This is a genomic window from Psychrobacter sp. AOP31-B2-9, assembly GCF_052378005.1.
In the GTDB taxonomy this organism is placed as follows: Bacteria; Pseudomonadota; Gammaproteobacteria; order Pseudomonadales; family Moraxellaceae; genus Psychrobacter.
In genome coordinates this window covers 1-9,953 of sequence record NZ_JBQSXG010000116.1, presented here as the reverse complement: position 1 = coordinate 9,953, position 9,953 = coordinate 1, and the positions used below count along the sequence as shown (strand labels likewise).

At 37.7% G+C, this 9,953-nt stretch carries 7 protein-coding genes and 2 pseudogenes; 4 read left to right on the top strand and 5 right to left on the bottom strand.

All coding sequences use genetic code 11. The features are described from left to right. The first annotated feature begins 209 nt into the window (after window positions 1-209). The gene (locus tag ACT3SX_RS11695) at window positions 210-3,095 is read left to right on the top strand and encodes a UvrD-helicase domain-containing protein (protein WP_442440329.1); all 2,886 of its coding nucleotides are present in this window, start codon (window positions 210-212) and stop codon (window positions 3,093-3,095) included. A gap of 64 nt (window positions 3,096-3,159) precedes the next feature. Continuing rightward, window positions 3,160-3,471 (top strand): annotated as a pseudogene (locus ACT3SX_RS11690) (IS1/IS1595 family N-terminal zinc-binding domain-containing protein); the annotation flags it as partial. Window positions 3,472-3,593: 122 nt separating this feature from the next. On the opposite strand, the gene ACT3SX_RS11685 reads toward ACT3SX_RS11690, so the two are convergent. Next, complete coding sequence (locus tag ACT3SX_RS11685) at window positions 3,594-3,998, bottom strand: Mpo1-like protein (RefSeq protein ID WP_442440328.1); 405 nt, start codon at window positions 3,996-3,998, stop codon at window positions 3,594-3,596. 538 nt (window positions 3,999-4,536) lie between these two features. Here ACT3SX_RS11685 and ACT3SX_RS11680 point away from each other — a divergent pair. Further along, window positions 4,537-5,802, top strand: a complete 1,266-nt coding sequence (locus ACT3SX_RS11680; protein WP_077448083.1) for a tyrosine-type recombinase/integrase — start codon at window positions 4,537-4,539, stop codon at window positions 5,800-5,802. Window positions 5,803-5,823: 21 nt separating this feature from the next. Here ACT3SX_RS11680 and ACT3SX_RS11675 read toward each other — a convergent pair whose 3' ends face one another. From ACT3SX_RS11675 to ACT3SX_RS11665, 3 genes and pseudogenes are all read right to left on the bottom strand, one after another. Beyond that, entirely contained in the window at window positions 5,824-6,210 is a 387-nt protein-coding gene (locus tag ACT3SX_RS11675; RefSeq protein WP_077448082.1) for a hypothetical protein, read from the bottom strand. A gap of 53 nt (window positions 6,211-6,263) precedes the next feature. Beyond that, the gene (locus ACT3SX_RS11670) at window positions 6,264-6,683 is read right to left on the bottom strand and encodes a PepSY domain-containing protein (protein WP_301466019.1); all 420 of its coding nucleotides are present in this window, start codon (window positions 6,681-6,683) and stop codon (window positions 6,264-6,266) included. 368 nt (window positions 6,684-7,051) lie between these two features. Then, window positions 7,052-7,213, bottom strand: a pseudogene (locus tag ACT3SX_RS11665) (IS256 family transposase); the annotation flags it as partial. A gap of 315 nt (window positions 7,214-7,528) precedes the next feature. Between ACT3SX_RS11665 and ACT3SX_RS11660 the strand changes: the two are divergent. After that, window positions 7,529-9,661 carry an SWIM zinc finger family protein gene (locus ACT3SX_RS11660; protein ID WP_442440327.1) on the top strand — a complete coding sequence of 711 codons (2,133 nt, stop codon included), beginning with the start codon at window positions 7,529-7,531 and terminating at the stop codon, window positions 9,659-9,661. A 167-nt stretch (window positions 9,662-9,828) separates the two neighbouring features. Here ACT3SX_RS11660 and ACT3SX_RS11655 read toward each other — a convergent pair. Next, a partial coding sequence (locus ACT3SX_RS11655) for an IS3 family transposase (RefSeq protein WP_444761747.1) occupies window positions 9,829-9,953 on the bottom strand: 125 nt, incomplete at its 5' end.

Here is a 9,953-nt window from a genome sequence, read left to right as displayed (position 1 = left end):
TTGCCTGACTCAAGCAATCCACTCTCCGATATACTCGGGGCGGTTCATTTAAAATAAATGATGAAAAGTCATACGCAGTGCTATTTTAAGAACTATCTAAATTATGACGTACATATAGTAGAGTATTTCACATATTCTATTGTCAGTTCAATAACGTTACTAAACTGGCAAAAATTACACATTCAATCTTAACGAACCATGGGATTTTTATGAAAATATTACATTATAATGGTCTGGATATAAAAAAAATTCCTAACTATAAAAAAGTGTCTCAAGCCATTATGGAGGGAAACTTTGCACGAGCTCAAGTTAAAAAAATAGGCGACAACTTATATCGTGCGCGCCTAAATGATAAAGACAGACTGTTGTTTTCCTTATATCTTTATGAAAATGAAACCTATGCCTTGATATTAGAGTGGATTAAAAACCATGATTATGACAAGTCACGTTTTTTACGTGGAGGGGCGAAAATAGACGACGCACAAATTGAAGTGGTCACTACCCCACCTAAACCCGAAGCCGAACTCAATTATGTTAACCCTAAACATCAAGATTTTGCATGGCTGGGCAAGTGCATCTCGTTTGATGATGTGCAACAGGGTATTTACCAAACCAACCCACCTTTGGTGATTATTGGCTCGGCAGGTAGTGGCAAAACTGCTTTAATGCTAGAAAAGCTCAAGCAGATGACAGGCGACGTGTTGTATGTCAGTTTATCTAGCTATTTGGTAAAAAATGCCCACGATTTATACTACAGTGGACATTATAGCAATGAGCAACAAGCGGTTGATTTTTTTAATTATCAAGAATTATTAGAAAGCATCCACGTTCCTCAGGGTAAACCCATTGAATTCTCTTCATTTAAACAGTGGTTTATGGCAAACAAACAAAATGGGGGCATAAAAGATGTTCATAAACTCTTTGAAGAGTTTAGAGGGGTATTGACCAGTAGCGATATGAGCATTGGGAAAAACGTTGGCTATTTATCTCAGGAGGACTATCAATCATTGGGGGTTCGTCAATCTATTTATTTAGAAGATGAGCGACAGGAGGTATATCAATTATTTCAAAAGTATTTGCAATATGTTAATGACGGCGAGGATACAAAAAATAGTGAGTATTATGATACTAACTTAACCAGTCATCAATGGTTAAAAAAAGTGACACCTAAATATGATTTTGTGGTTGTTGATGAGGTTCAAGATTTTACCAGCATACAGCTATATCTTATCTTACAGACGTTACGCCATAGTGGACAGTTTTTATTGTGTGGTGATGCTAATCAAATTGTTCATCCCAACTTTTTTTCTTGGGCAAAAGTAAAGTCTTTATTTTATCACCAAAAGCAGTTACAAGGTGGCGATGAACTGATCCGTATTTTGCATACCAATTATCGTAATGCGCCAGAAGTGACCCAAATTGCTAATCGTATCTTGCAAATTAAAAATATGCGTTTTGGCTCAATTGATAAAGAAAGCCATTACTTGGTTGAGAGCAATGGTCATGTACAAGGCAATGCCAGATTATGGCAGGATAAAACCGCACTACTCAAAGAGATTAATGAAAAAACTCGGCTCTCAACACAGTTTGCGGTGATTGTCTTACATGATGAACAAAAAGCAATGGCAAGGCAACACTTCAACACACCGCTCATTTTCTCCATTCAAGAAGCCAAAGGGTTAGAATACGAAAATGTTATTTTGTATAACTTTGTTAGCAGTGAAGAGCAACGTTTTTTACATATTGCTCAAGGCGTAGATGCCGAAGCATTAGACGGCGAGTCTTTAAGCTATAGTCGTAATAAAGATAAAACAGATAAGTCTTTAGAGGTCTATAAGTTTTATATCAATGCGTTGTATGTTGCCTTAACTCGTGCCATTAAAAATGTGTATTGGATAGAGTCTCGTCACAAACATCCCCTCTTCAATCTATTAAAAGTCGCCATGTCACAGTCTGACACGCTAGATATTGAAGCAAATAACTCTAGTGTTGAAGAGTGGCAATTAGAAGCACAAAAACTGGCGATGCAAGGTAAAACTGAGCAAGCTAAACAAATTCGTCAAGAGTTATTGCAAGAGAAAAAAGTGAATTGGACAGTTTATGATAACCAAAAACTAATAGAAGTTATTGATAAAGCCATTGTTAAGGGTGAGAAAAAGGCAGGTATCTTATTATTAGAATACGCCCAAGTTTATAACAACCTAAACTATTACAATGGCTTACAACAATTAGAGTTGAAAGCCGCCCAGCGACCTTTACATTACAACCATAAAGATATTTTGCAAAAGTATTACTACATTTATAACAGCAATAATTTAACCCATATTGAAAAACAAGTCGATAAATTTGGGCTTGAATATCGAGATATGTTTAATCGCACGCCTTTAATGAATGCGGTTTGGGTAGGTAATGTCAACTTGGTAAAAAGACTGATAGAGCGTGGGGCAGACATCGAAGCGGTGGATAATCACCACCACTATGCCTTACAAATCGCCTTGCAAATGTCTATCGTGACTCCTAGAGAAACTCAATATTATGATGACAACATGATTGAGCATAACGTTAAATATGCCAAACAAATATTACCAGAGATTTATGATTTAATCGCCCCTGACAGCATCAGCTTACAAACACAGGGGAGATTGGTAAAGCTAGAGTCATACACTATGGAATATTATTTGGTCAATATGATGTTAGCCATGTTGCCCAATAAAGCCTTTAGTATTGGAGACTCAGAGTGTCATTACCCAACGTTTGAAACCCGAGACCTTTTAAGTGCCATAGCACATATGCCTGTCAGCGTATTACCTGAGTACCGCCGTAAACGAGCTTATATCAGCAGTATTTTGGCAAGAAATGAGGTGTCTAGACAGGATTCTTATAATCGACAGCTGTTCCAACGCATAAAAAGAGGCCACTATATCTTACACCCTGAACTCCAGATCAAAATAGCTGACGAGTGGCATCAACTGATTGATTATAAAAAATATACTGTTTCAGATAACAGGCTATTTAAGGCAATGTTATGGTCAGATATTTATGACGTATCTTTAGCAGAAAAAATCCCTGATTTTATAGAAAAGTATTCATTTTAGGTGTAATGGACAAAATTCAGGCTGACACAGCCCTTAAAGCTATATACTATAAGTATTTGCAAGGATTGAAAGCCATGAATCAAAAAACTGCCCTTTTTGTGGTGAAAAACACATTAAAAAGAACGGTCACAAATCAGGAAAACAACAGTACAAATGCCTAATTTGTGATCGGCAGTTTTTAGGTGGCAAACGTCTTAGTAATGAAATATTGTGGACTGAATATACACAAGGTAAACAGACCTATAAACAACTTGCTAATAAGTATAGCTGTAGCATAAAGACCATACAAAGACGGCTAGATACTATTGAAATAAAGTCACTTAATAAGCTACCTACGCGTGCAAACATAGTGATGGACACGACCTACTTTGGTCGAACATTATAAAAAGCTGACTAAATTTTGAACAATTACAAGGCAACTGTATTTGCACAGAGCAGGGCAACTACCCTACTTTTAATATTCTGTGCAAATCTGAGAGCAACCAAAATTGGCTAATTTCAGCTGACTTTATCAAACTTTGGATCTTTTAAACTGATATTGCCCCGTAGGATATCTGCATACATTCGAAAGTCACTAACAAAACTTTGAACGGGATATTTAAATGTGGCGGGTTTATTTTTCTCAAAAAAGAAATGACCTACCCAAGCGCAGGCATAACCGGCGGCAATGCCTTTAAGCACAGGACTGACTCTGCCAGTTTTCAGTGCTGAGGCCAATCCAATTAAACCAAAGCTACTACCAGCAAAGTGTAATCTTCGAGATATGACATTTTGGTGCTCTTCTAGGTAAAAGCTATAAAAGCTTTTGTTGGCAGGCTTGGTGGTAATAATATTATAGACAGGCGTGTTCTCTGATGTAACATCTGATGTTGTTGGGGATTTGTTTTCTACTTCGGGTTTCATATTAGCATCCTTGCTAGTTGGGTGTTATTTAACTCAATATCCTTGAAATCCAATGCCTTGTCAAATAAAACCCTTTATCCCGATTTTATGCCAAAAAGTTAGGCGCTCATATTTGCACAGAACAGCACTAAGACCCTGCTTTTATAATTCTGTGCAAATACAGGCGCCTATTATTTGTATAAAAAATCACCTTTTTATCTAATAAACGGTCACTTGCCAGCATTTATGTTTTATTTCATCTATAATAAACCAAATCATCCCCAAGGGATACTTGGGGATGATTTAGTATAAAATCTATAATAATAAAGGGTTTGTATTTTATTTTATGTGGTTTTGGTGTCCAGTTTGGTGTCCAAATAAAGAAGTGATTTGGCACTGGATTTGAGAAGAGATAGTAGCAATGAGAGACAGCGAACGCTGTTTGTTAGGAATACTTTAGCACAATAATTATCTAGATTGTACAAAAATTATTTTATAAAAAGTTGTGCAAAAAACAGGTGCACTTTATCTAACTGATAAAAGCAATAAAGTGAGAAATATGATTATTCATAATAAACGGGACATCAATAGACTTGAGTGCCGTGATAAAGATTACCTAGTTGCGGTGGCTGGTGTGCCGGGGTTAAGTGTACGCACCTACCCTAATGGTAAAAAAGAATATTATCTACGTTATACCCACCCACATCAGCCTAATAAACGTCCACGTATGACTTTGGGCTCTGTAGAGGATATTAGTTTAAACGAGGCTAAAACCAAAGCAGAATCTGTATTAGATATGGTTCGAAATGGCACTGACCCTAAAGCCATACGCCAACAGCAACGGGTTAATAAATACGCTCATCTAAAAAATGCCACTTTTTCTGAGATTGCTGAAGCCTGGAAGGACAATAAAATTAATAGCCGCCGTCAACGCAAATCTGGTAAGCGCTCTTTTAGTGAATCTACCTTAAAGTTTTGGGATCTGTGCTTGGGTTATATGTGTGCTGAGATTGGCGACTTACGTATTAATGATATTACCAGCGAAACCATCCTAAACGTCTGTGAATCTATTCAAAATAACGATAATGAAGCAGCCTTTGTCGGTGCCAGTACCCGTTTATATACAGAAAAAGTATTTTCATTCGCTGTTGCACGGGGTTTGTGCGATAACAACGTTGCCATTTACACCCGTGGAGAATTGGCACCAGCCAACTCTGGTAAACACTTGCCAGCACTGACTAAACCCGATGAGTTTGCTATGTTATTAAGGGATATGTCAGAGTTTACTGCAGCAAGCGAGCTGACCTTGATGGCAATGAATTTATTGCCTTATGTCTTTGTGCGCAGTATCGATCTGCGCTCTATGCGCTGGGATGAGATTGATTGGGATAATAAACTATGGGAGTTTTCACCTACTAAGGGTGAAGGTCGTGAGGATATGGTCTCAAGCTTGGTAGTGCCATTGGCAGATCAAGTTATCTACCGCCTGCGTGAGATTCAAAAGATAACCGGTTATAAGCCTTATGTATTTGCGTCAATTCGCTCATCAAATAATGCATACATGAGTAAAGCGACCTTGGTTCAAGCCTTTCATCGTCTAGGCTATAAAGGTAAGCACTGTGCACATGGATTTAGGGCATCTGCCAAAACTTTACTGATGGAACAACCTGAACTTCGCTATTCAGACATTGTGACAGAGCTACAGCTTGGCCATAGAATCAAAGATACCCATGGTGGAGCGTATAACCGACTTGATGAGATAGACACACGTACTCAAATGATGCAGCACTGGGCAGACTATATAGACAGCCTGAGCAGTCGTTAATGTAGGCGCTCCCCTACTCTACTAGTCTTTCTTTAGCTTGACCACATTCATGCTTGGATAAGCCAAGTCAATTTTATATTTACTGCCACCACGGTATGCTTTTGTTTTGACAATGCCTTGGCTGTGCTTATAGTCTACCTTTTCAACTCGGTAGCCCATACTGTTTAACTTACGAGTGGCCACTCTCTCTGCATTAACTCGATTGTACTCACTCTTCTTGTGTTTCTTCTTATTTTTCTTTTTATAGTCATCATGCTTTTTATAATCGCCTTTACCATCCGGGTAATAAACGCCTCCATTAGGATGATAAATAGGACCATCTAGGATTAATGGAGTTGATGTACAGCCTGTGGCAACCCCTAAAGTAGCAGCCATAAGGCCTGCTGATAGTAGCTTAATATTTGTCATGAAAACTTACCTCTAAGTATTAAAATAATATTTAAAAATATGTTTGCAGTAATTTAGTCTTTTTCAATCTTAATGACATTTAGGTTGGGATAGCCGAGTTCAATTTCGTACTCTTGCCCGCCACGTTTGGCTTCAATCTCAAAAATACCACGGCCATTCTTTTCATCTAGTTCAATCTCATCAACACGATAACCCATTGATTGAACCTTTCTTACAGCCTGTCTTTTTATAGCAGGGTAACGAGCTTCTCGTTTAATTCTATCTTCAACATCATCGCCTTTATATTTCTTTTTATAGTCGTGCTTATACTTTCTATCATGATGTTTGTTGGTTTGGTGTCTATCATCCTTATAAATAGGACGATCACCATAGTCGTAATCAGGTGTCACAACACAGCCAGCTAGGCCACCAATTAACGTTGCCCCTATTGCCAGTGACAGCATTTTTTTAAGTACTGAATGATTAGCCTTCATTATGACATCTCCCTTGCTCGTTTTTTTAGGCGGTAAAATCGGTAAAATAAGGTTTGTAGTTATATTATACAAACGTTTAATAATAATACTCCATAATAGCCAACTATCCTTTATCCTAAATGTCTTGTTTGTTAATAAGTTGTAATCACCTATGGAATCTTATGCATCTAGGGCTATCTGCTATTATTGTTGGCAGGAGAATGTTTTTATAAGGTTTATAGGAAGCTAAAGGTATGAGATGATAATTAGAGGTAATCTAGAAAATGAAATCCAACTAACAGAGTATATGCTAATTAGTTGCGCTGACAGTCAAGTTGATAAATAAAAATCGTTAAGAGAGCCCATCCCAGATTCTGTGTAACTGCAATTTAGATTAAATGCTTACTAACACGCTCATCGAACATAATCATAAAACGATTAAGAGCAGACGTCCAGTTATGGATAGGCATCGACCACTTTTTAGAAGCCTGCTGAGTTGCTAGATAAACAACCTTAAACGCCGCTTGATCAGATGGGAATATCTTACGCTCGGTGTTTGTCAACATAGTTGTCACCATTTAATGAATTAGGCGACTCTCATTTCATCAAGTGTGGTTCGTAAGAAAAATTACTATTATGCCTTGTCCTTAGTCAGCTTTTTTGTTTTTTGTCGTGTACAGAGGGAATTGGTATAATATTGCTCTACCATTAGATAGATATTAATGATAAATTCGTCAAGTGGCATCTCATTGTCCTTGGTCTTCTTGGTCGAAAACTTTAAGGATAGTGAGGTGTCATTTTTTTCAACCCCTAAAAGTGTTGAGAGCGGGGTATTAACTATAAAGCTGTAAATAAAAGGGTACAAGATGGCACTTGGCAAGTTATCACGCTTTGAGAAGCTATTTAGAAATACTATCATCGAGCGTGGGTGTGACTATGAAAACATGGGGCGAGTGACTCAGCTATCAAAGCAAAGTGTCAGTACCCACGGTATAAAAACCAAGCAATATGTCTCTTATGTGATTGGCAGTCGTTCTTATCAAGTCAAGCTATTGCTCACAGATTTGCCAGATAAAGATATGGTGATTGAGTCTATGAGCTGCCAATGCCCTTATGATGATTATTGCAAGCATATGGTAGCAATGTTACTAAAAGTTCGTACGTTACAAGCAGGCGGTCAACTGCCTACAATCGACTCGGCGACTGGTATGGATTGTTATAATGATGTTGGAAGTGCTGAGGTGCTTGATGGCATAATTGATAAGGATAAGATGATACATTCCCTTGATGAAAAAGCACTGCGCAATTTCGTTCAGCATTGCTTTTTGCGTCATCCTGAGCTTATCGATGAATTGGTCATCTGGCACAGCCAGTATCAGGCAAAGGCCCATGAAAACAATGCCCATAGCAAAGTCAATACAAATGCCAGTGCCAAACAGGATTATGAGTTTTCTAATTTAAAAGACGAAAGAATCCAAGACATATCTTCCAAATACGAAAGCTTTGAGCATCACCCTATCGTTTTGCAGTCTTTATATCGTCAAATTGATAGCCTACTAGACTTAGATGATTATCAATTATATGGCTATGAACCTGATGTCAGTGAGCCTTTATATCAATTTGATATGTTATTTAACCAGTTTACTACTCAGCCTCAATACCAACTTAGTATGGCAATATATTGGATGGATACGATACTCAGGCTGTATGATGAGTATCCCGACTCAGACTTATATGAGCCTGTTAATGTAGGTTTTGCCAAGCTTGGCAAAGTATTGTTTAATGTTGAAGATAATGACTATGGTATTGGATATTTGCCAGATTGGTCACAAGATTTTACGGTATACCATACCTACCTGCCTGATACCTTAATCACTGAGATAAAAGAGAAAATACAATACTGGCAATATGAAGGTGATATACGTCAAATCTCTGACAACTATCATATGGAACGATTGTACTTTGATTTATTTATTGCTAAGCAAGATTGGCTAGGTGCGGTTAATTTTTTAAACCAAAGTATCGAGAAGACCAAAATTTCCTCTTATAGGGATTTTGAGCTTAAAAACATGATGGTACTAAAAATTGGCTTATTAAATTATATTCATAATACGCCTAAGCTGGCTATTTATTCTAAGGTTGTTGAGCCTGTTGCCCAGCTGATAAAAGATTATCAACATCTGCCAGCCATTCGCCTTATGCTGATAAATAATGCCATGCAAGAAGGTAAGTTAGAAGATGCTATGAGCTTCATTGAAGAAGGCGTGAGGATAGCTAAGAGAAAAGATAGGGGTTATCATAGTGAGATAGAGGAATGGCAAATACAGTTTGTCAATATAGCCAGTCAGGCATTAAAAAATGACACATTACAAACTAAAAGGTACGATAAAGATAAGTTATTGACTATCTTGCGTGAGAACAGTAAAGCGTTAGCAATTGAAGCGAGTAGCGGTAGAATTAATGAGTCTTATTATCAACAATGGAAGGATAGCTATACAGAAACTGAATGGCAAAAAACTATCAAGGCGAAACAGGTAGAGTTACAACACAGCTTGCAACAAAGCATTGATAAAAGTATTAATGATACACCTTCTATGAACTCATATTTTGCCCGTTCAACCTTTGACAGAAGTACCTATGCTGTATTAATTCAAATCTATGAACTAGAAAAACAAAGCGAAGCGCTATCAGCTTTGATTAAAGCTCATCCTGATATTTATTATATCAAGCGTTATCAAGATGAATTGATTGCTAATGATGCAAGTTGGTTGATAGATTTTTATCTACAACATTGGCAAAAATGTATTGAAAATGTCGGTGAACGCAAGCATTATCATGAGTTGGCACAGGATATTCAAATCATGTTAGAGGCACTTCCTGAGGGCAAAAAGGTATGGCAACCGATGGTCGCAGGATGGCAAGCCCGATTTAGTACTAAGCCAAGACGACCAGCCTTACTTGATGAGTTAAGTAAGATACGTTGGGGCAATGATGGTTAGATTTACTTTATCAATGCAGTATATCCGCTACAATCGGCTAAGCACTTGCTGGTGTATGCTGAAAAAACCGTAGACAAAAACTTGGTAAACTAAAGAAGACAAATAGGAGTTCATCATGACTAAGAAAGTGAACCGCCCCGACTTTATCGGAGGCTGATTTACTTGAGTCAGGCAGCAATGCCTGACAGGATTAAATTATCATAATACCGCTTTTCAAACTCAAAAGGGGACACATAGCCAATCGTACTATGAATGCGAGTTTTGTTAAACCAATCGACCCATTCAAGGGTTG